The organism is Planktothrix mougeotii LEGE 06226 (genome assembly GCF_015207485.1).
In the GTDB taxonomy this organism is placed as follows: Bacteria; Cyanobacteriota; Cyanobacteriia; order Cyanobacteriales; family Microcoleaceae; genus Planktothrix.
Window position 1 is genome coordinate 69690 of the sequence record NZ_JADEWU010000006.1, and the last position, 25777, is coordinate 95466.

Genomic DNA, 25777 nt, shown 5'->3' on the forward strand with positions numbered 1-25777 from the left:
CTAAAGATTACCCCGCATAGTTCAATCATACAATATTATGATCAAAAGACAGGAAACAGGGGCGTAAAGTCGCGACGGTGGAGTGCAGATTGTATGAAATGTTAACATACCACCAACTTTACCGGATTGATTCCATGAGCTTTCAATGTCCCGTCTGTAACTCTCCCTATGAAAAACCAATTCCCGAAGCTTGTTTAGTCTGTGGATGGGATTTACAATTTAATCGAGATTTAGAACAGGAACAAAAGCGTTTAGATTGGGCAAAAAAAACATGGGAAAGTTTACAAACTCTTAAACTTTCTCAAAAAAAAACTCGTTCATCGTCAAAAAAAAGATTAACTTTTGCTGATATTTTACCTCGCTTAGAAAGTTTGGAACTTCAACTGCAACAAGCGACGCTAGAACGACAACATTTACAAAATTTGTTAGATTGGATTTTACACTATTTAAAACCGTTAAATTCTGAATTATCTCTCAATCAAGCCTTTGCCTCTGTTACAGATTTAGATTCTAATATCACTTCTACATTTCCCTTATCAGAAGTTGGAATAGATTATAGTTCCCTAATTGAATTATTAGCAAAGGGAGATTGGAAAACAGCAGATGAATATACTTGGCAATTAATTTTATATATTGGAGAACGGGAAGCCGAAAAATGGTTAAGGGTTGAAGATATTGAACAGTTTCCTTGTACGGATTTAAACACTTTAAACTGGCTTTGGGACTATTATAGTCATGGATTATTTAGTTTAACTTGTCAATGGCAAATTTTCTATAATTTAGACGGAGATTATACAAAATTTTGTGAGCAAGTCGGTTGGCGAGTGGGAGACAGTTGGAGTTATTATGAGGAATTAAATTTTACCTTAAATGCACCCCTAGGACATTTACCGATTATTGCTTGGCGAAAACGAGCGTGTTACGGTGTTGGGGCTACAACCCCCGATGAAAATTTATTCTCATTTTTTTCCCGCCTATCTATTTGTAGTAAGCCCTTCAGGGCTTAAAATAATAGTAGTAAGCCCTTCAGGGCTTAAAATAATAGTAGTAAGCCCTTCAGGGCTGAATTCCCTAAAACCTTAAAATATAGGAGGAAGCCCTAAAGGGCTTACTACTTTTTGATGCCCTTCAGGGCTAAATTCCCTAAAACCTTAAAATATAGGAGGAAGCCCTAAAGGGCTTACTACTTTTTGATGCCCTTCAGGGCTAAATTCCCTAAAACCTTAAAATATAGGAGGAAGCCCTAAAGGGCTTACTACTTTTTGATGTATGAATATCGTAAACTCACGCCTGAACAACGAAAAGAATTGGTTAAACAACGGTTAGCGAAAGGATTTCCGCCTCACTCACCTCCCCATCCTATTCAGATTGAAGCCTTTTATTTATTAACCGTTGCTTGTTATGAACATCAACCTTATATTTCAACGCCATATCGTCGTCAAGAATTATTAAATTTAATTTTTGAACAGTTTATTAATACGGGTTTTGATATTCGGGCTTGGGTGATTCTTCCCAATCATTATCATTTATTGGTCTATGTTGATAAATTTGCAGAACTCAGCCGTTTATTTAATACGATTCATGGGAGAACTTCTCGCTACTGGAACTTAGAAGATCAAGTTAAAAAACGGAAGATTTGGTATCGTTTTTCAGACCGGATGGTTCGCAATGATCAACATTATTATCAAATTTTAAATTATCTCCATTTTAATCCTGTTAAACATGATTATGTTCAATCTGCTTATGATTGGGAAGAAAGTAGTATTCATTGGTATCTGGAAGATTATGGTCGCCAATGGTTACGGGATGCTTGGGTTCAATATCCTGTTAAGGATTATGGGAAAGATTGGGATGATTGAGGGGGGAAGAAAGAAAGGAAGAAAGAAAGCCCTGAAGGGCTTACTACGGCTTACTACGGTTTTTTTAGAATTAACATATCTTGGTAGTTAGTTCCAAAATTTCTTCCACACCATAAGCCATTATATTTAGCTGAAACGGTCAATCCTAATGCTTTAATCCACTGCATAACAGAGGATTCCCGATGACCCATTGATGCTTCAGGAATGTCTAAATCTGAACAAAAAGACCCTTCTATTTCATGGATTAAGTTTTGAGAACTTTTCCCGGCTTTTATTAACGCTTCTGATTCTTCATTTAATAAAAAGAATGTACATAAACACCGTCCTCCGGGTTTAAGAACACGATAAACTTCTTGCAGATAATTTTGAACTGCATTCGCATATAAATGGGTAAACACAGAGGTTAGGAAAACAAAATCAAATTGTTCATTTAGATAGGGAAAAGAATAGTCTTCTACTTTAATTGTTCCTTCTGTATTATAGCGTTTATTATAAATATTTGCCCATTGAAAGTTAAAATTCGGTCGATGTTCATGAATAACAGATTGACTCCAGTTAATCCATTTTTCCACAATATCAAACCCTTCATAACGGGCGGTATCATCTAAATAATAGCTGAGAGAATAAGCCATGCGTCCGACTCCACATCCCGCATCTAAAATCGATTCGTGGGGTTTTAATTGCGCTTTATTGACAAAATGACCTAAGAAATCACAAGCCACAAATTTAAAACTTCCACCCACGCCTAAGCGATCTTCTTTTTCAGGAACGGGAAGGGTTGATTCTAATAAATTAAATAAAATTTCTCCTTCTTCTCCCTTTACAATAGGAATTAACTGCACTAAAGTATTAAATTGATTGGGGGCAATTTTGTCTAAAGGGATATAAATAAAAAATCGAGCTTGATCAGAATTGGGTAAAGTCGGAAACAGCTTTTGAACATCAGGACTAGGGAGATTTTTTTCCAGTTTAAAATTAGTAATTTCTTGATTCCCAATAATCAGTTTAAACTGGTCTATGGGTTCTCCTTGAATAGAGGTGATCCATCCTTTCAAACGAGCATGATCAGCTTCTAGGGTAACATCTCCTAAACAGCCTAGGGTTTTAAGGGATTGTGTTAGAGTCATATCGATTTGAGGGCGAGTTAAATAAGGTGAGGTTATCTCGTTCTTAAACAGTTTATAATAAAGGTTGCAAGACTTCGGCGATCACATCTTGTTGTTCTGCATCATATCCCCAACGATCTAAAAATTCTTGATAGGTTCCTTCTCCAGTTTTCGCACTATCAAAAAGTTGTTGAACCCGCGATCGCAACTGGGGAAACTTCAACCGTTGAATTAAATTAGAAGACCGTTGAGAAACTCGTTGAGAACTGCTTTCCATTTCAGTGTTATGATGCCGACGATGATATACAGCCATTGCTGCCGACATGGCTACATTTTTCACCAGTAATTCTGATACAATTTCGGGTGATTTTTGCAGAGCGTGGATAACAGCATCTGTAGGTTGATTACAAAAGGGGCGAGGATCAGTTAAATAGGTGACAAAAAATCCCCTAGCCCCATTTTGAGTTGTCACCAACTGAGCAATTATCGTTTCAATTTCAGCCTCAAATAACTGTTTTTCTTCAATTTTATCGAGTAAGGTTTGAGTAATTTCAATGGCTTGCTCAAACGTGATATTTTCGGGAACCGATAGGGGGGATAAATTCAACATAGATATTGTTTGATAAACTGTTTAATCAAGATTTTGATGACACCCAAAACCCAAAATGCTGTTAAGCGTCTTTATTCTCTGAGGTAGTTTTGATATTCCTCAGCAGACAAGATCTTCTCTAACTCGATGGAATTATTAACTCGAATTTTAACGAACCATCCCTCTCCATAGGGATCATCTGATATCAACTCAGGGGACTCTTCAAGGGTTGTATTGCATTCCATCACTGTACCCCCGATGGGTGCATAAAATTCGGCTACCGCTTTCACAGACTCAATGGTTCCCAATTCTTTACCTTGAGAAACCTCAGTTCCTACACGAGGTAATTCCACAAAGACGATATCTCCGAGTTGATTCACAGCATACTCAGTGATGCCAATAGTGGCAATGTCCCCATCAAGTCTGACATATTCATGATCATCTGTATATCTGAGGTCGTTAGGACAGTCTGCCATAGTCATTCCTCACAATCGATTAACTCTATTCATTGTTCACCAAACCTATTAAACTACAAAATTAGAATCAAAACAGGTTTGCCCTCTGAAAGTCATCATGAACCGCCAGACTTTGATCAAACGCTTTGTTATTGGTGAGTTTTCCCTAAAACGAATGATCCGTTTTCTGATAATTCTCTATGTCGCTGTTGGGGCTTGGGCTTATTTCTACTCAGAACGTTTGATTTTTGTTCCTCAACCTTCGAGTTATGTACAAACTCCAGAATTCTTAACCCTAAAAACAGTCAAGGATGTGAAGATCACCGCGTTATCTTTACCGAACTCAAAAGCAAAATACACGATTCTCTACAGTCATGGAAATGCTGAAGATTTAGGGAATAATCGCTTTTTATTGGAACGATTTCGTCAGATGGGATTTGCTGTTTTTGCTTATGATTATCCCGGCTATGGAACCAGTGAAGGCAAACCCTCAGAACAGGGAAGTTATCAAGCGATTGATGCTGCTTATAATTATCTTACACAACAATTAAAGATTCCCCCTAATCAGATTATTGTTTATGGCCGTTCTGTGGGTGGGGGGCCATCAGTCGATTTAGCGTCCCGTCAACCGGTGGGGGGTTTAGTTCTGGAAAGTACATTTATGAGTACCTTTCGAGTTAAAATAGACTTTCCTTTATATCCTTTTGATCGGTTTGCTAATCTTAGCAAAATTCCTTTCGTTAAAGCTCCCGTTTTAGTGATTCATGGAACCGTTGATCAAGTGATTCCATTTAGTCATGGACAACGTTTATTTGCAGCCGTCAATACTCCTAAATTGTCTTTTTGGGTTGAAGGGGCTGATCATAATAATGTTATTGAAGTTGCAGGCGATCGCTATGAACAAAAATTAAAAGAGTTTATCCAAATTATTAAAAATTAAATTTTTATATGGGGAGTTTCCTTAACCAGCTATTGGATTAATTTATGCTATAATTGATCCAATCTGTTAAAAAATATTGATCATGCTGACCTTAGAATTAGATCCAGAAACAGAACAGCAATTAGCTGAACTCCTAAATCATCACCCCAATACGAATCAAACCGATCTAATTAAACGCTTAATTAGACAGCATTGGTTAACCTTACAACTTGGTAAAACTATTGTTGAAAGACGAGGAGGACACCCTCAATATTTGTTAGAAAATGCTCCTCCTGATTTATCAGAACGAGCTAATCGTAAACGGCAAATCGCCACCTATCTCCAAAACCGCCATCCATGAAACACCATTCCCTCATCCTCATCGATAGCGGTATTTTGTTTGCGTACTATAGCGCCTCTGACTATTATCATCAACAAGTTTGTACTTTTTTTGAAAGCTGTACCAGTCGATTGTTGACAACCTCAAGCTGTATTACGGAGGTGATGTGGCTGCTGAGTTCTTCCTACCCAACCCAAAACGAATTCCTACTAGATGTTGCTAAAGAACTTTATGAATGTGTTCCTCTCCTTCCTGAAGACTTTTTGCGAATTGCTGAACTCAATACTCAGTATGCCGATTTGCCTGGAGATTTTGCAGATTTAACCCTAATCGCTATTTCTGAGCGATTGAATATATCTGGAATTGCTACCCTAGATAGCGATTTTGATGTCTATCGACGTTATCGAAAACAACCTTTTGAACGAGTGTTTTTGCCTCAGTGATATCATCTATATAATTTTAAGCAGTTAAATTTGGAGGAGGATCAAATAAAGTTAAAGAATCAGTAATCAGAAATGCTTCAGTTAAATCATCTAGGCTCATAAATTCAATGGCATCACTAATAGTTTTAAATTCATATCTTTTAACCTCTCCTAAATTTGAATGAAGTTCAATAGAAATTTTATTAACCTCTCTAATGATAGAATCATCTAAAATATTTAACACACTTTGTTCAAGGTTGCTTTGAATAGGAGCCATCATTTCTCTTCCAATTCTAGTTTTTTCATCCAGACTTAGGCTATTATATTCAATCCAAGATTGGGCAGCTATATTTCTATCTTTTTCTCTCCAGTCAAATTCAATATTATGTTCCTGGAGTAATTCACAAATGAGTTGAAAGGGAATCATAAATACATTAATATTATAGCTTGTCATCATAGCTAAAGAAGTCCTTGTCCAGTTTCCTGCCAATACAGCAATTGAACTTCTGATGCTCGAATATCTTCTTCTTAATGCAGAGTGAGTATTGCAAATCCAACTGCCTTTATCCCGATTATGTTTTGTATAGCGAAGATATTTAGATTCAAATAAAATAATAGGTTGCATTGCATGATTAGCAATGACAGCATCAATTTTATACTCTGTCCCAAATAGATCATACATCACTAATACTTTCCTAGAATTTCCCTGCTTTGTTGTTCCTACTCCTTTACTAACAAAGTGGTATCCTTCCTGCTCTGCAACCTGTCTCAAAAAACTATTCAGCGCTTTTTCTAGTTCGGCTCCAATGGCTTCACCTAATGCACTTCCTGGATTTTGTATATTCATATTATTCATCTTTTTTATTCCTTAATTAAGGTAACAATAGATTCTCTTAATTTTTCAGTATGCCGTTGAGGATTTTTTTTCCACTTCTCACCTCTTTGCCTTAAAATATTAATTCTATAGCTAGAAAACCCTATAGCAACTCCTAATTCTCCTATAAATTCATCTGTCGGGATGTGAACTCCATAGGGTGCAGAATCTCCCAATACAAAAATAGCTTTTTTTCCTGGTTTTAAAACACGGTAGCAATCTTTTAAGACTTCAAAAATATCATTAAAATATCCAGCAACAACTAAATCATAATTTTTCTTTCCTCCTTTATTTAAACGAATTATCCCTAATTTTTCTATGGCTGAATCAAGAAAATCATAGGTTTTAGGTGCATCATATTTTATGTCTTGCGAAAGAATATATCGCTCATCACTTCTTGATGTCTGTGTAGTAGCAGAAGTCATTAATTTTTTTCTGACTTGTTCAGTGAGATCTGCCCAGTTTTTGGCATAACCGAAAAAATACATTTCTAATCGAGTTCTATCGGCATAGTCAAAATTATTTAAGTACGGAGGAGAAGTAAATATGTGATCTATAGTATTTTCTTGAATAAAATTTTTAGTATTTCTGGAGTCTATATTAAACAAATTATGTTCAGATAAAAGATAGTTTTTATCAACTTCTCTTAGCATAATTTCTATATCTTTAACCATTTTATAGCTATTGATTTGAAATTCTGAAAATACATCCTTATTATGAGATGTTGTTTTAATTTTATTAGGAGCAATATATGGCCATCCTGTGGCAGCAGTAGAAACCTGTCTCAGTACATTAGTCAAAGATACCAGTAATAATTCTTTTATTTTCTGATCGATTTCAGAATTAAACAAGCTGTCTCGAATCAACAATAAATCAACCAAACTTTCTGGATCATAACACTTTAAAACCAATTCAGGAAAAATTTCTTTTAGGATAGCTGTTTCTTTAATTTTTTTTTGATTTTCATGAATCCATGAAAAAATAGTTTTCATGGATTGTGTAACTTCTGTTATTCCTAGATTCCAGTTTAATTTTGCTTGCGCTATTCTGAAAACAAAAGGATGAGCATCACACCCATAAGAACTAATGCCTAATTTTTTGGCAACAACATTAGTTGTACCGGAACCCATAAAGGGATCATATATCACTTCTAATGGTTTAATTTCATATTGTTTTATACTGGATTCAACAGCTTTATAAGAAAATCCGGCTGGATAGGTAAACCAGCTATGAATAGGAGCTTTTAAGCTGTCTTTAAATGTTCCCCAACTAGATGAATCTAAGACATCAGAATCAAATTGATTTTGTTCTTCAGGAAATAAGGAAAGCTGTTTCATGTATTTAATATTTACACAACATGAATGCCATTATATCATAAGATTTTTATATGATGACACCGTTCATCAATATTCCTCAAATAGCCTGGAAATATTGAACAAGATTGAAAACAGGTAAATACTGATAATGAAGGTTTGTCCTACATAAAAAAGTCTATCTTGATTAGAGAGTTCAGGGTTTAGAATAAAAATCTTCATCTGCTTTTTTCAAGGCAGGACGTTCCATTAGCTGCTGTACATAATCCTTGACCGGAGAGTTTTCAGAAAGCATTCCTAATCGTAACGCCCAGATTAATACACCCCCTGTCACTACATCCGCAGCACTGAAACGATTATCAACCAGATAGGTTTGAGTTCTTAATAATTCGTTGAGAGGTTGGGCAACTTTATTAAACCAAACTAAGGCTTCTTCAGCCGAAACTTTTGTTTTTTCTTTTTGAGGGAGAAGTTTTTCAGGTAAATTCGGTAATACATTAAACATAAATTGTTCAACGGGGGCTTCTAAAGTTAAAGAAGCATAAAATAGCCATTGATAGTAATAACTGCGAGCCTCAGAAGTTGGGCTGGGTGCTAATTGTTTTTCAGGAAATTTATCGGCTAAATAGGCACAAATGGCGGCGGATTCAAACATGATGATATCGCCATCCACTAATACAGGAACTTTTCGGTGTGGATGCAATTTTTCATATCCGGGCTCCTGAGTCATTGCCATCGTCACATAAACTAATTCATAGGATATTCCAATCTCTTCTAATATCCAACGGGGACGCACGGCTCTGGTTGTTGGAATATAATATAACTTCATTTTGATCTGAATTTTTTCTCTACAAAAATACAAAAATTATTTTAATACAACCTGACCAAAAGCTACTATTTTGTATTATTTCTTGACTCTCTTCCTATCAAACTGATGATTCATTTCTGGCTTCTAAAAAAGATGCTTTGTTAAGTATTTGTGCTTATATAATCAAACTTTATTAATAAGATGAGAAATATCTTTTATATTGATATGCCTTGGGGACTATCCATATACTAATATCTATGGTATGTTTGTATTCAACAGTAAAAAATCTATGTGGTCTTCCGGGGTCGATAAAACTCCAAAAAGCTACAAAACCCCAGGAGTAAGGGTTTACTCCATTTCAATCTTTTTGCAAACTGATCAATAGGTCACACCAATGGCTGATTTTTTTCTAAAGACCATTTGGTGGATACCGTGCTACCCATTAATCGGAGCATTATTATCCACCCTCTGGTTTCCCTCGATTATTCGACGCACTGGCCCCCGTCCGGCTGGATATGTCAATATCATTACCTCCTTACTCGCCTTTGTACATGGGTTAGTCGCCCTCACAGAAATTTGGGGTCATCCTCCCCAAGCGTTAATCATTCCTTGGTTTAGCGTCGTTGACCTCAATTTATCGATTCCTCTAGAAATTTCCGTTGTCACCATTGGCGCAACCTTAGTCATTACTGGGTTAAATTTATTAGCCCAAATTTACGCCGTTGGTTATATGGAAATGGACTGGGGATGGGCGAGGTTTTATTCTCTATTAGCTTTATTTGAAGCGGGATTATGTGGATTAGTGTTGTGTAATTCCCTCTTCTACAGTTACATTATTCTGGAAATTCTCACCCTGGGAACCTATTTATTAGTCGGGTTATGGTTTAACCAACCCTTAGTCGTAACCGGGGCGAGAGATGCTTTTTTAACCAAACGGGTCGGAGATTTATTCCTATTAATGGGAGTAGTCGCCCTATTTCCTCTCGCTGGAACTTGGGATTTTACAGAATTAGCTCAATGGTCACAAACCGCCAAAATTGACCCGAATGTTGCCACCTTATTAGGGTTAGCATTACTCGCAGGGCCATTGGGAAAATGCGCTCAATTTCCCCTGCATTTATGGTTAGATGAAGCCATGGAAGGCCCCCTTCCCAGTACAATTTTACGCAATTCTGTTGTAGTTGCATCCGGGGCTTGGGTATTAGTTAAAATGCAACCCGTTTTAGCTTTGTCTCCTGTTGTAATGTCAACGATGGTATTAATTGGGTTAGCAACGGCCGTTGGTGCGAGTTGTATTGCCATGGCTCAAATTGATATTAAACGCGCCCTTTCCTATTCCGTGAGTGCCTATATGGGCATCACCTTTATTGCAGTCGGAACTGGGCAAACTCAAGCGGCTCTTTCTCTGTTATTAACTTATGCTTTTCCCATGGCTTTATTAGTCATGACCACTGGGGGAATTATTAGTAATAATGTCACCCAAGATTTAACCCAATATGGCGGGTTATGGTCACGACGTCCGATTTCAGGATTGTGTTTTTTAGTCGGAATGACGGCCTTAATTGCGGTTCCTCCCTTTGGGGGATTTTGGACAATATTAGAGTTAGCAGAAACCCTTTGGAATACTCAACCCGCCATTGCATTTTGCTTGTTTTTAGTGAATGGTTTAACGGCTTTTAGTTTAACCCGTGAATTTGGATTAATTTTTGCCGGAAAACCCAAACAAATGACCACCCGTTCCCCGGAAGTGTTATGGGCAATGGTATTACCCATGACAATTTTAGCGGGATTTTGTTTGCATATTCCCTTATTATTAAAACAGTGGAATTTGTTACCCCAAGGGCATACCATTAATCTCACCGTTGCTGGATTATTAACCGCTTCAACCTTGGCCGGATGTGGGTTTAGTGGGTTAATTTATCTCAATAACAATTGGCCAAAACCGGTTAAACTTCCCTCTCAAGCGTTACAAGACTTTTTTGCTTACGATTTTTACACGGCAAAATTGTATCGAGTCACGATTATTTTTGTGGTGGGACTCATCTCTAATATTATGTATTGGGTTGACCGCTATATCGTGGATGGTTTTGTAAATTTAGTGGGACTGGTAACGGTTTTTAGTGGACAAAGTTTGAAATATAACGTTTCCGGTCAAACCCAATTTTATGCCCTGACAATTATTGTGGGAGTTACTTTATTATTAGGGTTCTTTTCCCTAAATCTGTTTTAAAGATAGCATTCTTTTGCTAGGTGTTTAAACCTTGGATTAAGTGTGAGGAAATTATGCGCGGAATTGAAAACAATCTCAACGTCTCTCGCCGGAATTTATTAAAATTTGGGGCTGTTGCTGCGGGAACTGCTGCTTTAACCATCGGTTTAGGAACAAAAGCTAATTGGTTAAAAGAGAAACCTGCAATAGCGGGTAATCACATGAGCCCTGATGAAGCCCTAAACCAACTGTTAGAAGGAAATAAGCGGTTTATCGAAAATAAACGCAAAAATCCCAATCAAAGTATGGGACGAATTCAAGAAGTTGCCCAAGGACAAACCCCCTTTGCTGCTATTCTCAGTTGTGCAGATTCACGAGTTCCTTCCGAGATTATTTTTGATCAAGGGTTTGGTGATTTATTCGTAGTTAGAAATGCGGGAAATATTGCTACACCTGAAGAAATTGGCAGCTTGGAATTTGGAACCTTAGTGTTAGGAGCAAAAGTCCTAATGGTGATTGGACATAAAAATTGTGGAGCGGTGCAAGCCACTATTGATGGGAATGCCGTTCCGGGTAAAATTGGCAGTATTTTAGACGCGATTAAACCTGCTATTAAGATGAATCAAACCTTAGAAGAAAGCATCATTTCTAATGTTAAATTAGGAATCAGTCGTTTACAAGCTTCTCCGGTTATTTCCCAATTAATCAAAGAGGCTCAATTAAAAATAGTCGGAGGTTACTATAACCTGGATACGGGAATGGTAAAAGTGGTTGCATAAAGCTGTCTCAAGCAAGTTTATAATAAATTCCATTGCATCAAAGATAAACTTGCTTTTTGAACAGTTTCAATGTCATAACCAGGGAGGACAACATGGCCCCAGATTACGATAAACCCAATTATACCCGCCGTGATTTATTACAATATGGAGTTTGCATTGTGGGAACAGCCTTATTAACGGCTGGAGTCACAACAAAAGTTTTAGACCGAGACAAAAAGAAAATTGTCGCTGAAACTTCGAGTTGTGAACCCCCAGAAATTACCCCAGAAAAAGCCTTAGAAACCTTAATGTTAGGAAATGAACGGTTTATGGAAAATAAACCCAAACATCCTAACCAAAATCGGGAACGCATGAAAGAAGTTACCGCAGGTCAAAAACCTTTTGCTGCTATTTTAGGCTGTGCTGACTCCAGAGTACCCGCCGAGATTATTTTTGATCAAGGGTTAGGCGATATTTTTGTAGTTCGTAATGCGGGAAATGTTGTTACTCCTGAAGAAATGGGTAGCTTGGAATTTGGAGCCTTAGAATTAGGAATTAAAACGATTATGATTCTAGGTCATCAAAAATGTGGAGCCGTTAAAGCTACTCTGGACGGAAATTCAGTTCCCGGTCAGATTGGCAGTATTATTGATGCCATTAAACCTTCCATTAAAGGCAAACCAACGTGGGAAGAAGCGGTTACTGCCAATGTTAAACTCCAAATCACAAAGTTAAAGTCTTCTCCGGTTATTACTCAATTAATTGCCAATGATAAATTAAAAGTCGTCGGTGGTTTTTATGAATTAGAAACTGGAAAAGTTAAACTGATTACCTAAACCCGTTCTAGCAATAGAAATTATATTTACAGAAGAACTCGGCTTCTGATAAATCATTTCTATTGCTATTATCCAAACTTTAAAACTGATCATTTTACTTTTTTTCAACTCGGTAAGTTATGATAAAAAAAGTTTGGAATCTGAATTTAAAACCTACTTTTGGGTTAACTTGAATATTGCTGAGATTACCCCTCATCCTCATACCCTAAGCTTATGTTGAGTGTTTTAATTATTATTCCGGTTTTAGGAGTCCTGTTAATAGGACTATTACCTAAACAATTTTCAACCCAGCAAGTTCGTTCCCTGGCATTAGTCATCACGAGTATCATTTTAGTTTGGACAGTAAAACTTGCCTTTGATTTTGATTTAACTAATCCTCATTTTCAACTGCAAGAATATTTAGCCTGGATTCCCCAATTAGGATTATCTTACAGTTTAGGCATAGATGGTTTATCCTTTCCCTTAATCGGATTAAATGGTTTATTGACCTTAATTGTCATTGCCAGCAGTCATGGAAATATTGACCGTCCTCGTCTTTATTACTCGATGATTTTGTTAGTCAATGCAGGCATAGCTGGAGCCTTTTTATCCGAAAATTTACTGCTTTTCGTTCTCTTTTATGAACTCGAACTAATTCCCGTATACCTTTTAATTAGCATTTGGGGCAGTGAAAAACGCGCCTATGCGGGGATGAAGTTTCTGATTTATACCGCCCTTTCAGGGATTCTGATTTTAGCTGCATTTTTAGGGATGGCTTGGCTCAGTGAAGCCGGAAGTTTTGATTATTCTGCCATTCAAACCCAGAACTTTGCATTAAATACTCAGTTAATTTTACTCACGGTTTTACTGTTAGGATTTGGCATCAAAATTCCCTTAGTTCCCCTGCATACTTGGTTGCCTGATGCCTATGTTGAATCTTCTCCCCCAGTCACAATTTTATTAGGCGGAATTCTAGCAAAATTAGGAGCCTATGGTTTAATTCGATTTGGTTTACAACTGTTTCCTGAAGCTTGGCATATTGTCAGCCCTGGACTGGCAACAATTGGAGTGATTAGTGTGTTATATGGCGCGTTAACGGCTATTGCTCAACAGGATATTAAACGCATGGTGGCTTATAGTTCAATTGGTCACATGGGTTATATTTTAGTTGCCGCAGCAGCCGCTAATGAACTGAGTTTAATTGGGGCAATTGCTCAAATGATTGCTCACGGTTTAATCCTGGCAATTCTATTCCAATTAGTCGGCGTTGTGGAAGAGAAAGTTGGAACCCGTGACTTAAATATTCTCAATGGTTTAATGAACCCCGTTCGCGGTTTACCCCTCACCAGTTCCCTGTTAATTATGGCAGGAATGGCGAGCGCTGGTATCCCCGGTTTAGTTGGATTTGTTGCTGAATTTCCGGTCTTCCAAGGAACATTTGCCGTCTTCCCCATTCACAGTTTATTGTGTATTATTGCTTCGGGTTTAACGGCGGTTTATTTTGTCATTCTCCTCAACCGTACCTGTTTTGGAAAACTCGATAATAGCTTGGCTTATTATCCGAAAGTTAGCTTATCTGAACAAGCTCCCGCCTTAATTTTAGCTGCTTTAATTTTTGTTCTCGGTATCCAACCCACTTGGTTATTCCGATGGATGGAACCCACTGCACAGTCGATGGTTGTGGCTTTAAATAACGCTGTTCCTACTCAAATTGCCATTAAACAATAACCCCCAAGAAACCGGGTTTCTAGCTTAAATTTTTAGATAAAATCAGGATTTTTCTTGAGAAACCCGGTTTCTGTGTCCCCCCTTAACCCCAATTAAAACTAGGAAAAAATCATGACAACAGCAACCTTATCTCAAACCAAATTACCCCCCTCAACCCATGAATTTTCCGAGATTATTCATCGCTTAGAAGCAGGGGGTGCAATGTTACCCGATACCCCAGAAAATTTAATGCAAATTATCGGGATTTATAAAGCTTATGCAGTGCCGATGGATTTTTATTGGCGGGATTTACTCTATATTGCTGAACAGGTGTTTTTAAATCCTTTACCCTTTTTAAAATACTTCATTCCTAAAGAATATTTAGACCTCCATAATCATTATGCGGGAGATGATGCTGACTTAAGAATATGGCGAGGAGAAGCAACAGCACACCCGGAATTATTAGATTTTATAGAAAAGGGTGAAACCCGAAAAATGCCTAAATTATTGCATCATTTATGGCATGATCGCGTTAATATGGAATTTGCAGAAGCTTGTATGCAAGCAATGTTTTGGCATCGAGATATGGGAGGATTATTTGATCCTTATTTAGATACGGATGAATATAAAACTAACGCAGATAAAGCGATTAAAGCTTATTTTAAAAACAATCCGATGATGATGGGATTGTATAAACTTTTCCCTGATTTATTCATCGAACAGGTGAGAATGATGTCCTATTATAGCAATTTAGGACTGTTTTGGGAAGTGATGGCTCCGGTGTTTTTTGAAATGAGCGATCTCTATGATGAAGGCAAAATTACCAGTGTTCCTGAAGCGATGAATTTTCTGGTTAATGGGATTTTTGCGATCGCAGGTCGTCCAATTTATCATCATGTTTATATTGATGGGGAATGTTATGAAATTATCCCCAAATCTAAAGGGTTTATGTGGTTATATGAAGCAGCATTACCCTATGTTGAAGCGGTGTTTTATCGCACTTCTCCCTTCCGAGGAACAAAATCCTATAACGCTCAAGCAAAGCAAGTTCCTGATGATCAAAATGACTTCCATTATGGCATTCTTTATGCTGATATTTTCCCCGTTGGGACAGCAGGAATTCCCCCAACATTATTAATGCAAGATATGTTACATTTCTTGCCTCCTTATTTAGTCGAATATTACCAAAAATATTGTCGAGGTGAGGATGATATGTTGATTCAGTTGGCGAATAGTTTCCAACGGTCAATGTATTGTGTGACATCTGCGGTTATTCAAGCGTTACGCACGGCTTTACTGTATCCTTTAGATGATCAAAATCCTAAACATTTGATGGCAAATCGTCAATTTTTTGAAGCGCAATTAGATCGATTTAAACGTCCCGAAGCTCGATTAAGAGATATTCAACGCTCTGATTATCGTTAAATTAGATGTTGACTGTTGACTGTTGACTGTTGACTCTTAACAGTTAACAGTTGATATCTTTTAGGCGAAATGGTTATCTTTTTTTGCCCAATTCTTTGACAAATCCATTCAATACAAATGGGAACAACAGCATTACCAAATAAAGCATATTGATCATAAATTTTAGCAACTCGACACCAATTATCAGGAAAACCCATTAAACGTGCATATTCTATCGGCGTTAATCGTCTAAATTTATTACCAATTTGATATCGTTCATAATGTCTGGAAGTGGATGCGGTCAAAGTAGAAGCAACTCCATTAACACCAAAAATAGTATACCCTAACCTTGCACCTCCGTCTTGGTTATATAAAATTTCTACACCATTACAATAGCGATTAACTGCTTTACTGTTTTTAATTCGTTCTAAAGTATCTGCGGTAAAATCAAATTGAGGCTCAACTTCTGATTCAGATTGAAGAATATTTTTTAATCGCGTAGGGGGATAGATATCAGGAAATAATGGGAGAGATTGACTATACATTTTATTTTGGTAAGTAATTCCCCAAGGATAATTTTTAACCTTTAAATCTAAAATAGGATATAAATATTTTTCAAACTTCTCGAAATCAAAATTTAAGTATTCAGTCTCGCTTTGATTTAAAAAAATTAAATGATCTTCTAAATTTATAGGGTTAAAATCCGATTTACAGCGAGATCCAAAAATAAAAATACGCTCTCGGTTTTGAGGTATACCGAAATTAATAGGGCTAATAATGCGCCATTCAATTAAATAATTGAGAGACGCTAAAGCATTTAAAATCACTTTAAAATGGTGTCCCTGTTCCATTGTTAAAATACGTTTAACATTCTCCAGTAAAAAATACTGGGGTTTTTTAGTATCTATAATTTCTACAATTTTTTCAAATAAAGTACCCCTAAGCTGATCTCTAATTCCTAATTTTTTTCCCGCCTGACTAAAAGGTTGACAAGGAAATCCTGCGGTTAATAAATCGTGTTCAGGAATATTCCCTAAATTAATAGTTTTAATATCTCCTAACTGAATTGAATTTTTACCAAAATTGCTTTCATAAACTTGACAACACAATTCATTAATATCATTCGCCCAAATCGTTTGAATTCCACTGGCTTCTAAACCCAAATGAAACCCCCCAATTCCAGCAAACAATTCAATTGCTGTGATTTTTTTAAACCGACTCAAAATTTTTTCTCCGAGATGAATAGTTTTTTATAGTTAATCCCTAAAAATGGGTGGGAAAACCCCACCCCTACGGGTTATTGATTGGCTAATTAGAACCTAAAATTAACCCATTAAAATCACCGTATCAATGACGTGAATAATGCCATTATCCGCTTCAATATCGGGGGCGAGAACCGTTGCATTTTTCACTTCAAACCCATCGGAACAGTTAATGGGAATAGGTGAACCTTCTAAAGACGTGACAGAACCCAATTTTTCTAAATCAGCTTTTGAAAGTTTCCCCGAAACGACGTGAAATTTTAAAATTCGGGCTAACTGGGGGGGATTTTGAACTAAGGTTTGTACGGTTCCTGTGGGAAGTTTAGCAAACGCATCATCATTGGGTGCAAAAACCGTAAACGGGCCAGGACTTTTTAAGGCGTCCACTAAACCTGCGGCTTGAACAGCAGCCACTAAGGTTGTAAATGAACCAGCACCTACAGCAATATCAACAATATCTGCCATTGAACAAATTTAACCTAATTAAAAACAAAAGTTCCTCTCAAAATAGTAAACGAATTTTGAACAGAATGAGAACTGATTGTCATTAACAGGTTAGCTTAAATCAACCCTAAGTTAGAAGGGGTTTCAAAGACATTAGAAAAAGTTGGGGTTGGATTAGCAGTGCTGATTAATTCAGACATGGAATTCAGATGACTCATCGCCAACGCCTTAGCATTATTTCTTAATTCATCTTGTGGAATTAAGTTACTCCCAGTAGGGGTTAATTTCCATAACTCATTTCCATGAATTCCATCATCAGCGAGGAGATAAAGTGTACCATTAACATCAACCGGAATCGAAGGACTAGAACCTCTTTTTCCGGGATTAATATCTGCTACCATGATTGTACCTGTTTCTGTACCATCAGTCATCCATAATTCTGTGCCATAATTGGGATCACTTAATGGAAAATAAAGGGTATTATTGATTACTCCTAATTCGTCCTCACTCATGAAACTAGAGTTAGGAAAATCTTGAATGAGTGTTGTCCCGATATCAGTACCGTCAGTCTTCCATAATTGAGTCGTTGAGGTATAGGTACTCGAATCATATCTGGACAGTTGAAAATACAAGTTATTGTCAATAGTTTCCCATTGTGAGAGCGAATATTCTCCTAAATCTTTGAGTAAACTAACATTGCCATTATCTCCATCTATTTCCCATAATTGATAGTTTGATTTACTGGTAAGAGTGTCATAGCTATTAGTTGTAAAATACAGAGTATTGTTAACTGTTGTTAAGTAATCAAAGGAATAATCCCCAAAGTCTTGAACTAAGGTTGTCCCGGCATCTGTACCATCACTTTTCCATAATTCATGGGTTGTTGTATAGGGATCTTCGGAGTCTGTAACCGACACAGAGAAGTAAAAATTATTGTTAAGTTTTCCCAAAAATTCACTGAGATTTTTGAGGCTTCCCAAATCTTTAACCAAAGTTGTTCCTGTATCAGTGCCATCACTTTTCCAGAGTTGAGAAGATGATGAATCCGCGAAGTATGGACTCCGAATTTCAAAGTATAAGGTATTATTGACAATGGCTGTGTTGTCTTGGTAAGAATAATCAAATATAAAATCACCAAAGTCTTTAATTAACTCAACTCCTGTATTTGTAGTATCGGTTTTCCACAACTGAGCCGTAGAGGTAGAGGTTACAGGATTATATTCATTAACATCTAAATACAAACTGTTGTTGATTTCTCTGACATTAGATATAATATTGTCGAAATCTTTAACTAAGACTGTTCCAGTTTCTGTGCCATCGGTTTTCCATAACTGAGTCGCGTCAACGGATGAGCCTACTGTAAAATAAAGGTTATTTTCAATGGGGATAAAACTCTTACTCTTAATATCTAAGGAACTTCCCAAGTCTTTAACTAGCTGAACTCCTGTGTCTGTGCCATCAGTTTTCCACAACTGCAAGCTGGAGGTCATGGTACTAGGATCTGGATTATAAACTTCAAAATATAGGCTATTATTGTTGATATCTAGGAAAGAAGTAGTGTAGTATGATGAACCTTGATCTTTAACTAAATTAGTACCCGTTTCTGTCCCATCACTTTTCCACAACTGTTCCTTGGCTGAATAGGCATAACGATAAGATTCAGTTTGATCGACTTGAAAATATAGGGTATTGTTGAAATTTGTTAGGCTATCAGCCGAAAGGTCAAAAGATGCTGGAAAAATATCTTTAACCAGTTCAGCTTTCCAAGGAGAAATGACTGCTACATCTAAATTAGTTGACATAGAACTATACCTCTTTTTCTGTATTTTTGATATTTTTAAAAAGTTAGGGTTGGATCAGCACTGCTGATTAATTCAGACATGAAATTCAGATGACTCATCGCCAAAACCTTAGCATTATTTCTTAATTCATCTTGTGGAATTAAGTTACTCCCAGTAGGGGTTAATTTCCATAACTCATTTCCATGAATTCCATCATCAGCGAGGAGATAAAGTGTACCATTAACATCAACCGGAATCGAAGCATCAGAACTGGCTTGTCCGGGATTAATATCTGCTACCATGATTGTACCTGTTTCTGTACCATCACTCATCCATAATTCTGTACCATAATTGGGATCAGTTAATGGAAAATAAAGGGTATTATTGATGACTTCTAATCCTGAACCATTGTAGCTCCAAATCCAATCCGAGTTAGGAAATTCTTTGACTAATACTGTACCCATATCCGTACCGTCTGTTTTCCACAACTGAGCCGTTGATGTATAGGTATCGGAGTCAGTTTTTGAGGCTTGAAAATACAAGGTATTATCAATAACTTCCCATTCTTCAATTAAAAAATCTCCAAAATTTTTGACTAAACTGATATTACCATTGCTATCGACTTTCCACAACTCACGGTCGTTAATCTTGGTCAAAGAATCAAAGCTATTAACCGTAAAATATAGGGTATTGTTGACGGTTGTTAAGTAATTAAGAGAAGATTTACCGAAGTCTTGAACTAAGGTCGTCCCGCCATCTGTACCATCACTTTTCCATAATTCGTAGGTTGTGTTAGAGTAATTCTCTGAGTTAGGGATTGATGCAGAAAAGTAAAACGTATTATTCAGATTGTCCCAAAAATTATTAATATCTTTGCTACTGCCCAAATCCTTAACTATCGTTGTTCCCGTATTAGTTCCATCGCTTTTCCACAATTGAGACAGGGCAGGAGAAGGAGATGATGAATAATAACTATAACTCTGACCGATTTCAAAGTATAAGATATCATTAACACTGATCTTGCTATCTTCATAAGCAGTACCAAATGTTAAATTCCCAAAGTCTTTAATTAATTCAACCCCTGTACCTGTACTATCGGTTTTCCACAACTGCGCTGTTGAGGTTGCAGTCATCGAATCGTATTGAGAAATGTCTAAATATAAACTATTATTAACTTCTGTGATATCAGAAATACCATTGCCAAAATCCTTAACTAAAATAGTTCCCGCTTCTGTACCATCGGTTTTCCATAACTGAGTATCATTCCAGTAATTACCAGCCGAAAAATATAGGGAATTGTCAACGGGGATAAAACTATTAATCGTTAAGGAGCTTCCCCAATCTTTTATTAATTGAGTTCCTGTATCTGTCCCATCGGTTTTCCACAACTGAAGGCTGGAAAGATTGGTATTCGGATCTTGAACAAGAACTTCAAAATATAAAGTATTGTTGTTAACCTCTGAGGAAAAAGCTTGATTTTCAAATAATCCTAGATCTTTAATTAAAGTTGTACCCGTTTCTGCCCCATCACTTTTCCACAATTGCTCCTTAGCTGCATAGTAAGAAGAATAATAACTTTGAGTTTGCTGTGATTCAAAATAGAGGGTATTGTTAACGTTGGTTAGATTATTTGCCGAAAGGTCAAAGAAGCCTGGAACAATATCTTTAACCAGTTCAGCTTTCCAGGGTGAAATGACTGCTACATCTAAATTAGTTGACATAGAACTATACCTCTTTTTCTGTATTTTTGATAATTTTAATCTGAGAATTGTAGGGAGAAAACAGGTTTTTTAAAAAGAATAAATTTTGAATTAAGATAATAGAAATCGAGTTCAATTTAAGAAGCTTTTCAATAAAAATCACAGCTTCCAGCTTATATCAAACTCAGAGAATAGAGGACGGTAAAAAACCTGATTTTGGTTGATTTTCCTCACTTTTCTATTTTAGCTAAGTATATATTACCAAGGGTTATAATGAAATCCAAATCTTCTTTTCATTTCTTAACAATTTAGGGAAAAAAATCCGGTAGAACTGTAGAGATTTATAAACTAAACTCAATTAGCGATTTGAATCCGGGTTATAATATTTGTTTAGCCTAATTTTCCCCGGATTACCATTTGATTTTATAATAGCTTTTTAATTGCTCCGTAAGTTTTGGCAACAAGCATAGGTATCAAATAACCCTCCGACCAAACTACAGGTTAGGGCAATGACTAAACATCCCTGCACAGGATGTCCACTGCCAAAGGTGGCAAGAAATTTGAGCATTTGCTTACAGCCAAACTCCCCTAAGCTTTGCATCAAAGGAAGGTGACTCATGAAGACACAAGTAATTAATCCCATCGCGATTAATAATACAGGGGCGATGAAACTAAACGTAATCGCCAGAAGCAAAGAACGAATCAGATGAGGGAAAATACTCATAAATCTATCCCTAGGAGGATCTTATATCTTATATTTGGATGCTAGTATCATTGACCTTTGTTGGATTGGGTATCACTGTCAATCTAACTTGCTAATTTCTAAGATAAGAGCGATCGCGCGTTTTAATCGAATCTGTGAGAAATCTTAAATATAAAGTCAAAAAAATTAAACTTTCTGCTTTATAAATCTTGTTGAAGATTTGTATATTTCTAGTTATTGATTGAACTTTATACAGTTGTTATTCCCTTGAGCAATTCTAACACTCGTTCCAGCTTTGAACTTTGGCTACAACGATTTATTTCCGCCCTGTTATTGGCCGGACAAGTGGTGGTGCATTTACTTCAGGGTAAAATTCACCGTCGTAACACTTTGGAACAAATGGTCACTGTTGGCCCAGAATCCTTAATGATTGCCCTCTTAACAGCGAGTTTTGTGGGGATGGTGTTCACCATTCAAGTTGCACGAGAATTCGTCGCGTTAGGTGCTGTTAATATTGTGGGGGGAGTTCTAGCTCTGTCCTTAGCGCGGGAACTCAGCCCGGTATTAACGGCCGTGATTGTTGCGGGACGGGTTTGTTCAGCTTTTGCAGCAGAAATTGGCACGATGCGGGTTACAGAACAAATTGACGCCCTTTATATGTTGAAAACTGACCCGGTAGATTATTTAGTGATTCCCCGTGTGATTGCTTGTTGTTCCATGTTACCGATTTTAACGATTATTTGCTTAATTACGGGATTAGCGGGAGGGTTATTAATTGCTAACAGTATGTACAATATTTCTCCAACGGCTTTTTTAGATTCAGTCCGAAATTTTATTCAAGTTTGGGATGTTTGTAGTGGGTTAGTCAAAGGGTTAGTATTTGGGGCGACTATTGCCATTATTGGGACGAGTTGGGGATTAACGACAACTGGGGGAGCAAAAGGAGTAGGTCAATCCACAACAACGGCTGTTGTTACGGCTTTATTATCGATTTTTATCCTTGATTTTTTCCTATCTTGGATTATGTTTCAAGGCATGGGAAGTGCTGTTATGGGTTAATTCAGTTATCAGTTATCAGTTATCAGTTATCAGGGCGGAATGGGCAATGGGAAAGAATATGGATGACTGTACGAACCCCAATTTCCTCTTTCTGGGTATAAATTTGGTAATATTAGTTTAAAGTTTTCCGAATCAAGTTGAACCCATGACTCCAACACCTACAACCCAAACCGCTAATACGATTGAATTACCACCCAATTATATTATTCCAATCGTGCTGATGATTACTGCATTTCCCCTATTTTTAATTCAAAGATGGGGAAGTTTAGCACTGGCGTTTTTTGCCTTATTTCTCTTCATCCAAACTGCCCTCATTCGTCTACAATTTACCCCAACGGATTTAGATGTTTATCGTTCGGGTAAGCTCATCCGTCGGTTTCCTTATCAAGAGTGGATGAACTGGGAAATTTTTTGGACTCCTGTACCCATTTTATTTTATTTCCGAGAAGTCAAAAGTATTCACTTTGTCCCGATTATTTTTGATGCTCAATTGTTACAAAGCTGTTTAAAACAATATTGCGGACATTTAAAACAAAATTAAGAATTTCTCAACTTTTAGCTTGTAATGTTGTTGGGCTTTAGCCCCTCTGGTTTGCTACCGCCCAACACCCAACTTGTTTATCGTTTAGATCCCCTCAAACCCTGAATTTAAGAATAAAGATTGCCCACATATTCCTCATACCCATTATACAGTAAAGTGGGCTGTTTTTCCCAAGAAAAACTAGGGCTATTACTGACAATTCGTTCCGTCGCTTGTGACCATCGAGGGTGAGGTTTATTCGGGTTTACATTGGCTTCAAAACCATATTCATCAGGAACTAAGGTATTCCAAAAGGTTGCGGGTTTTTCTTGAATAAATTCAATTTTAACAATCGATTTTGCTCCCTTAAATCCATATTTCCAAGGAGTCACCATTCGTAACGGTGCACCATTTTGCTTCGGTAGCGTTTTTCCATACATTCCAATGGCAAAAAATGCTAACTCATTCGCCATTTCTTCAATTCTTAATCCTTCTGTATAGGGCCAAGGATAACCATTCGCCCAAAATCCCGGCCCAGTGGTAATTTTAGGATCATAAAAAGACGTAAACCGCACAAATTTTGCCTCAGAAGTGGGTTCAACTGCCGCCATTAATTTGTGCATCGGAAATCCCAACCAAGGAACCACCATCGCCCAAGCTTCCACACAACGAAAGCGATAAATTCGTTCTTCCAAGGGGAATTTTTTCTGAAGATCATCTAAAGTGTATGTAGTTGGATTTTTAACTAATCCTGAAACCTCTATTTTCCAATCTTCTAACGGTAATGCTTGGGCTGCTTGCCAAATCGATTTGGAACCGCCATACTCATAAAAGTTATTATATTTTGTCGCTAAATCTTCCGCCGTAACCGGACGATTAACATCAGCAAAATTCGGATTTGGGGTAAAATTCGAGATCACTTGCGTTGAAAAATTATCTTGATTTTTAGCCGTTGAAGAAGATTGACATCCGGTTAACGGTAAAATAGTTGCTGTTAAGCCCGCCCCAATTAAGCTTTTCATAAAGCGACGACGATTGAGAAATACGGACTCTGGGGTAATTTGATGTTCAGAGAGTTGCCAACTGGGAACAATACGAATGAAAGCCATAGGTTAAAATCAGTTAGGATTAATTCAGTTAATCTTGGAAAAGAACCCAGAAAAAATCACGGACTTTCCGTGTTGATCTTCTGACTCCATTTTGATAAAGTTTAAATGCTGAACAGTTTAACACTTGATGTCGTCATCCTCCCAATGATAGAAAATTATCTCAAAGATGTTGCGTTTATGTGAACTACCCACACTTCTCTACGAGTAAGTGTGGGCTTCCAACGTCAACGGGGAAAGCATCTGAAGAAACAGAAGTTTGCTCAGACGACTGACATCCCCTCAGATTGGCAGTAGAGCTAGTTCCTAACTCCAAAACTTGTACTGAGTACAGTCGAAGTATCCGCAAGGCTTCATTTTTGATATTAATTGAAGCGTTGATATCACGGTCATGAGTCGTTTGACAATGTGTACAAGTCCAACTTCTAATATCAAGGGGTAAACTACTCACTTGATTGAGGCAGACATGACAAGTTTTAGAAGAAGGAAAAAACCTATCAATTTCGAGATAGATTTTTCCTTCTTTTTCGGCTTTGTATTTGAGCATTGTACCAAACATACCCCAACCACAATCGCTAATTGCCTTGGCTAATTTATGATTTTTGACCAGATTCTTAACCCCCAAATCTTCTACAGCAATCACTTGGTTTTCGTTAACTATCTTGCGGGATAGCTTGTGTAGAAAATCTTCTCGGCAACGAGCGATTTTAGCGTGGACTTTAGCGACTTTTAATCGTGCTTTTTGTCTACTATTACTTCCCTTTTGTTTGCGAGATAATTTTTGTTGTTTCCGTTTTAAGTTGCGTTGATATTTAACAAAATGTTTCGGATTACTATATTTATCACCATCGCTAGTAATTGCGAAATGAGATACCCCTAAATCAATCCCAATCGCTTTTCCTAGAGTTGATGATTTAGGTATTTCTTTACCATCATCAACTAAAATAGAAGCATAATATTTTCCATCTGGATTTTTTGAGATAGTAACGGTTTTGATCTTCCCTTCAATTTCTCGGTGGCGACGACAATAAATCAATCCCACTTGACCGGGTAACTTGAGGTAATCCCCTTCAAATTTAACATTTTGGGGATAACTGATTGATTGTCTACCGTGCTTGGATTTGAATCGGGGTAATCTAGTTCGTTTCTCAAAAAAGTTCTTGTAAGCTATCGATAAATTGAGAGCGACAACTTGTAAGCATTGGGAGTAGGCATCTTTCAACCAAAGATATTCTTTTTTCAGTTGAGGTAATAATCCTTGAATATCTTTTCGGGATAACCCTTTTCCGGTTGCTTTATAGGTTTCTTGGCATAAGTTCAAGGCATAATTCCAATACCAACGGCAACAGCCAAAGCTTTTGGCTAAGGCGATTTGTTGTTCAGTATTGGGATAAATGCGAAATTTATATGCTTGAAACATTGTTGCTTTCAACTCTTTGATATAATTTAACATAAGATTGTTAATTGGGTCGGGATTTACAAACGCCAAATTAACTTGGGGGAGTCCATGTATCGCTGATTTCTGGTGGTTTTTTGTCAATGTGAAATTCAGCGTGGGACTTATCGCTCCCCCAAACCCCCTCGAATAGTTAAGAATCAGCGATCGCCTTCCCTGAATCAGACT

General features: G+C 37.1%; 25 protein-coding genes. 12 read left to right on the forward strand and 13 right to left on the reverse strand.

Annotated elements, in window-relative coordinates; genetic code table 11:
- Positions 1-98: 98 nt before the first annotated feature.
- Both IQ236_RS04515 and IQ236_RS04520 read left to right on the forward strand, forming a co-directional pair.
- Positions 99-1007: a GUN4 domain-containing protein gene (locus tag IQ236_RS04515; protein WP_228041419.1), complete on the forward strand. Its 909-nt coding sequence runs from the start codon at positions 99-101 to the stop codon at positions 1005-1007.
- 258 nt (positions 1008-1265) lie between these two features.
- On the forward strand, positions 1266-1859 hold the full coding sequence (locus IQ236_RS04520; protein WP_193868157.1) for an REP-associated tyrosine transposase: 594 nt from the start codon (positions 1266-1268) through the stop codon (positions 1857-1859).
- Between the two features lie 53 nt (positions 1860-1912).
- Here the strand turns inward: IQ236_RS04520 and IQ236_RS04525 are convergent, their stop codons facing one another.
- From IQ236_RS04525 to gcvH, 3 genes are all read right to left on the reverse strand, one after another.
- Positions 1913-2986 carry a class I SAM-dependent methyltransferase gene (locus IQ236_RS04525; RefSeq protein ID WP_193868158.1) on the reverse strand — a complete coding sequence of 358 codons (1074 nt, stop codon included), beginning with the start codon at positions 2984-2986 and terminating at the stop codon, positions 1913-1915.
- Between the two features lie 52 nt (positions 2987-3038).
- Complete coding sequence (locus IQ236_RS04530) at positions 3039-3575, reverse strand: hypothetical protein (RefSeq protein ID WP_193868159.1); 537 nt, start codon at positions 3573-3575, stop codon at positions 3039-3041.
- A gap of 71 nt (positions 3576-3646) precedes the next feature.
- A complete protein-coding gene (gcvH, locus tag IQ236_RS04535; protein WP_193868160.1) occupies positions 3647-4036 on the reverse strand; it encodes a glycine cleavage system protein GcvH in 390 nt (129 codons plus the stop codon).
- 91 nt (positions 4037-4127) lie between these two features.
- On the opposite strand from gcvH, the gene IQ236_RS04540 reads away from it, so the two are divergent.
- From IQ236_RS04540 to IQ236_RS04550, 3 genes are all read left to right on the forward strand, one after another.
- The gene (locus tag IQ236_RS04540) at positions 4128-4949 is read left to right on the forward strand and encodes an alpha/beta hydrolase (protein ID WP_193868161.1); all 822 of its coding nucleotides are present in this window, start codon (positions 4128-4130) and stop codon (positions 4947-4949) included.
- Between the two features lie 82 nt (positions 4950-5031).
- A complete protein-coding gene (locus IQ236_RS04545) occupies positions 5032-5289 on the forward strand; it encodes a hypothetical protein (protein WP_193868162.1) in 258 nt (85 codons plus the stop codon).
- The gene (locus IQ236_RS04550) at positions 5286-5711 is read left to right on the forward strand and encodes a type II toxin-antitoxin system VapC family toxin (RefSeq protein WP_193868163.1); all 426 of its coding nucleotides are present in this window, start codon (positions 5286-5288) and stop codon (positions 5709-5711) included. The genes IQ236_RS04545 and IQ236_RS04550 overlap by 4 nt, the downstream gene beginning before the upstream one ends.
- 16 nt (positions 5712-5727) lie before the next feature.
- On the opposite strand, the gene IQ236_RS04555 is transcribed toward IQ236_RS04550, so the two are convergent.
- The 3 genes from IQ236_RS04555 to IQ236_RS04565 form a co-directional block, all read right to left on the reverse strand.
- The gene (locus tag IQ236_RS04555; RefSeq protein WP_193868164.1) at positions 5728-6546 is read right to left on the reverse strand and encodes a hypothetical protein; all 819 of its coding nucleotides are present in this window, start codon (positions 6544-6546) and stop codon (positions 5728-5730) included.
- 5 nt (positions 6547-6551) lie between these two features.
- Positions 6552-7901: a DNA methyltransferase gene (locus IQ236_RS04560; RefSeq protein WP_193868165.1), complete on the reverse strand. Its 1350-nt coding sequence runs from the start codon at positions 7899-7901 to the stop codon at positions 6552-6554.
- A 172-nt stretch (positions 7902-8073) separates the two neighbouring features.
- Positions 8074-8706, reverse strand: a complete 633-nt coding sequence (locus tag IQ236_RS04565; protein ID WP_193868166.1) for a glutathione S-transferase family protein — start codon at positions 8704-8706, stop codon at positions 8074-8076.
- Positions 8707-9079: 373 nt separating this feature from the next.
- Between IQ236_RS04565 and IQ236_RS04570 the strand changes: the two genes are divergently transcribed.
- From IQ236_RS04570 to IQ236_RS04590, 5 genes are all read left to right on the forward strand, one after another.
- Positions 9080-10915: an NAD(P)H-quinone oxidoreductase subunit F gene (locus tag IQ236_RS04570; protein ID WP_193868167.1), complete on the forward strand. Its 1836-nt coding sequence runs from the start codon at positions 9080-9082 to the stop codon at positions 10913-10915.
- A 53-nt stretch (positions 10916-10968) separates the two neighbouring features.
- Positions 10969-11673, forward strand: coding sequence for a carbonic anhydrase (locus tag IQ236_RS04575; RefSeq protein ID WP_193868168.1), 705 nt, complete (start codon positions 10969-10971; stop codon positions 11671-11673).
- Between the two features lie 92 nt (positions 11674-11765).
- Complete coding sequence (locus IQ236_RS04580; RefSeq protein WP_193868169.1) at positions 11766-12488, forward strand: carbonic anhydrase; 723 nt, start codon at positions 11766-11768, stop codon at positions 12486-12488.
- A gap of 213 nt (positions 12489-12701) precedes the next feature.
- Positions 12702-14195 (forward strand): NADH-quinone oxidoreductase subunit M, encoded by a 1494-nt coding sequence (locus IQ236_RS04585; RefSeq protein ID WP_193868170.1) that lies wholly within the window; start codon positions 12702-12704, stop codon positions 14193-14195.
- 111 nt (positions 14196-14306) lie between these two features.
- Entirely contained in the window at positions 14307-15599 is a 1293-nt protein-coding gene (locus tag IQ236_RS04590; RefSeq protein ID WP_193868171.1) for a CO2 hydration protein, read from the forward strand.
- Here the strand turns inward: IQ236_RS04590 and IQ236_RS04595 are convergent.
- The 5 genes from IQ236_RS04595 to IQ236_RS04615 form a co-directional block, all read right to left on the reverse strand.
- Positions 15596-16801 (reverse strand): DNA cytosine methyltransferase, encoded by a 1206-nt coding sequence (locus tag IQ236_RS04595; protein WP_228041420.1) that lies wholly within the window; start codon positions 16799-16801, stop codon positions 15596-15598. The genes IQ236_RS04590 and IQ236_RS04595 overlap by 4 nt on opposite strands.
- Before the next feature lie 102 nt (positions 16802-16903).
- Positions 16904-17305 carry a fasciclin domain-containing protein gene (locus tag IQ236_RS04600; protein WP_190521733.1) on the reverse strand — a complete coding sequence of 134 codons (402 nt, stop codon included), beginning with the start codon at positions 17303-17305 and terminating at the stop codon, positions 16904-16906.
- 95 nt (positions 17306-17400) lie between these two features.
- The gene (locus IQ236_RS04605) at positions 17401-19086 is read right to left on the reverse strand and encodes a hypothetical protein (protein ID WP_193868172.1); all 1686 of its coding nucleotides are present in this window, start codon (positions 19084-19086) and stop codon (positions 17401-17403) included.
- A gap of 35 nt (positions 19087-19121) precedes the next feature.
- Positions 19122-20786 carry a hypothetical protein gene (locus tag IQ236_RS04610; RefSeq protein ID WP_193868173.1) on the reverse strand — a complete coding sequence of 555 codons (1665 nt, stop codon included), beginning with the start codon at positions 20784-20786 and terminating at the stop codon, positions 19122-19124.
- A gap of 415 nt (positions 20787-21201) precedes the next feature.
- Positions 21202-21489, reverse strand: a complete 288-nt coding sequence (locus IQ236_RS04615) for a hypothetical protein (RefSeq protein WP_190521730.1) — start codon at positions 21487-21489, stop codon at positions 21202-21204.
- 246 nt (positions 21490-21735) lie between these two features.
- Between IQ236_RS04615 and IQ236_RS04620 the strand changes: the two genes are divergently transcribed.
- A complete protein-coding gene (locus IQ236_RS04620) occupies positions 21736-22527 on the forward strand; it encodes an MlaE family lipid ABC transporter permease subunit (protein WP_190521728.1) in 792 nt (263 codons plus the stop codon).
- A gap of 145 nt (positions 22528-22672) precedes the next feature.
- On the forward strand, positions 22673-23068 hold the full coding sequence (locus tag IQ236_RS04625; RefSeq protein ID WP_193868174.1) for a DUF3119 family protein: 396 nt from the start codon (positions 22673-22675) through the stop codon (positions 23066-23068).
- 107 nt (positions 23069-23175) lie between these two features.
- On the opposite strand, the gene msrP is transcribed toward IQ236_RS04625, so the two are convergent.
- On the reverse strand, positions 23176-24156 hold the full coding sequence (msrP, locus tag IQ236_RS04630; RefSeq protein WP_193868175.1) for a protein-methionine-sulfoxide reductase catalytic subunit MsrP: 981 nt from the start codon (positions 24154-24156) through the stop codon (positions 23176-23178).
- 184 nt (positions 24157-24340) lie between these two features.
- On the reverse strand, positions 24341-25573 hold the full coding sequence (locus tag IQ236_RS04635) for an RNA-guided endonuclease InsQ/TnpB family protein (protein WP_193868225.1): 1233 nt from the start codon (positions 25571-25573) through the stop codon (positions 24341-24343).
- Between the last annotated feature and the right edge of the window lie 204 nt (positions 25574-25777).

Excerpts from the sequence above, each read along its gene's own strand:
- IQ236_RS04515 (WP_228041419.1), top strand. The coding sequence starts at position 99 with ATGTTAACATACCACCAACTTTACCGGATTGATTCCATGAGCTTTCAA.
- IQ236_RS04520 (WP_193868157.1), top strand. The coding sequence starts at position 1,266 with ATGTATGAATATCGTAAACTCACGCCTGAACAACGAAAAGAATTGGTT.
- IQ236_RS04525 (WP_193868158.1), bottom strand. The coding sequence starts at position 2,986 with ATGACTCTAACACAATCCCTTAAAACCCTAGGCTGTTTAGGAGATGTT.
- IQ236_RS04530 (WP_193868159.1), bottom strand. The coding sequence starts at position 3,575 with ATGTTGAATTTATCCCCCCTATCGGTTCCCGAAAATATCACGTTTGAG.
- gcvH (WP_193868160.1), bottom strand. The coding sequence starts at position 4,036 with ATGACTATGGCAGACTGTCCTAACGACCTCAGATATACAGATGATCAT.
- IQ236_RS04540 (WP_193868161.1), top strand. The coding sequence starts at position 4,128 with ATGAACCGCCAGACTTTGATCAAACGCTTTGTTATTGGTGAGTTTTCC.
- IQ236_RS04545 (WP_193868162.1), top strand. The coding sequence starts at position 5,032 with ATGCTGACCTTAGAATTAGATCCAGAAACAGAACAGCAATTAGCTGAA.
- IQ236_RS04550 (WP_193868163.1), top strand. The coding sequence starts at position 5,286 with ATGAAACACCATTCCCTCATCCTCATCGATAGCGGTATTTTGTTTGCG.
- IQ236_RS04555 (WP_193868164.1), bottom strand. The coding sequence starts at position 6,546 with ATGAATAATATGAATATACAAAATCCAGGAAGTGCATTAGGTGAAGCC.
- IQ236_RS04560 (WP_193868165.1), bottom strand. The coding sequence starts at position 7,901 with ATGAAACAGCTTTCCTTATTTCCTGAAGAACAAAATCAATTTGATTCT.
- IQ236_RS04565 (WP_193868166.1), bottom strand. The coding sequence starts at position 8,706 with ATGAAGTTATATTATATTCCAACAACCAGAGCCGTGCGTCCCCGTTGG.
- IQ236_RS04570 (WP_193868167.1), top strand. The coding sequence starts at position 9,080 with ATGGCTGATTTTTTTCTAAAGACCATTTGGTGGATACCGTGCTACCCA.
- IQ236_RS04575 (WP_193868168.1), top strand. The coding sequence starts at position 10,969 with ATGCGCGGAATTGAAAACAATCTCAACGTCTCTCGCCGGAATTTATTA.
- IQ236_RS04580 (WP_193868169.1), top strand. The coding sequence starts at position 11,766 with ATGGCCCCAGATTACGATAAACCCAATTATACCCGCCGTGATTTATTA.
- IQ236_RS04585 (WP_193868170.1), top strand. The coding sequence starts at position 12,702 with ATGTTGAGTGTTTTAATTATTATTCCGGTTTTAGGAGTCCTGTTAATA.
- IQ236_RS04590 (WP_193868171.1), top strand. The coding sequence starts at position 14,307 with ATGACAACAGCAACCTTATCTCAAACCAAATTACCCCCCTCAACCCAT.
- IQ236_RS04600 (WP_190521733.1), bottom strand. The coding sequence starts at position 17,305 with ATGGCAGATATTGTTGATATTGCTGTAGGTGCTGGTTCATTTACAACC.
- IQ236_RS04605 (WP_193868172.1), bottom strand. The coding sequence starts at position 19,086 with ATGTCAACTAATTTAGATGTAGCAGTCATTTCTCCTTGGAAAGCTGAA.
- IQ236_RS04610 (WP_193868173.1), bottom strand. The coding sequence starts at position 20,786 with ATGTCAACTAATTTAGATGTAGCAGTCATTTCACCCTGGAAAGCTGAA.
- IQ236_RS04615 (WP_190521730.1), bottom strand. The coding sequence starts at position 21,489 with ATGAGTATTTTCCCTCATCTGATTCGTTCTTTGCTTCTGGCGATTACG.
- IQ236_RS04625 (WP_193868174.1), top strand. The coding sequence starts at position 22,673 with ATGACTCCAACACCTACAACCCAAACCGCTAATACGATTGAATTACCA.
- msrP (WP_193868175.1), bottom strand. The coding sequence starts at position 24,156 with ATGGCTTTCATTCGTATTGTTCCCAGTTGGCAACTCTCTGAACATCAA.
- IQ236_RS04635 (WP_193868225.1), bottom strand. The coding sequence starts at position 25,573 with ATGTTTCAAGCATATAAATTTCGCATTTATCCCAATACTGAACAACAA.